This is a genomic window from Citrobacter cronae (assembly GCF_016893685.1).
In the GTDB taxonomy this organism is placed as follows: domain Bacteria; phylum Pseudomonadota; class Gammaproteobacteria; order Enterobacterales; family Enterobacteriaceae; genus Citrobacter; species Citrobacter werkmanii.
In genome coordinates this window covers 3,964,191-3,964,408 of sequence record NZ_CP069763.1, presented here as the reverse complement: position 1 = coordinate 3,964,408, position 218 = coordinate 3,964,191, and the positions used below count along the sequence as shown (strand labels likewise).

Genomic DNA, 218 nt, shown 5'->3' with positions numbered 1-218 from the left:
ATGGCTATGCCACAAAAGCTGAGGAATAAACTGAGCACAGCGGTAGTTAGTTTGATTCTTGCCGGTGCGTCAGCACCTCTTATTCTCGATCAGTTTCTGGATGAGAAAGAGGGTAACAGCGAGCAGGCGTATCGCGACGGCGGCGGACTCTGGACCATTTGCCGTGGCGCCACAATGGTTGATGGTAAGCCGGTAGTACAGGGCATGAAGTTGTCTGC

The 218-nt window shown here is 52.8% G+C and carries 1 protein-coding gene; it reads left to right on the top strand.

Annotated elements, in window-relative coordinates:
• Positions 1-218: glycoside hydrolase family protein (locus tag JSN25_RS22170; protein ID WP_422678869.1), on the top strand; the 218-nt coding region annotated here is incomplete at its 3' end.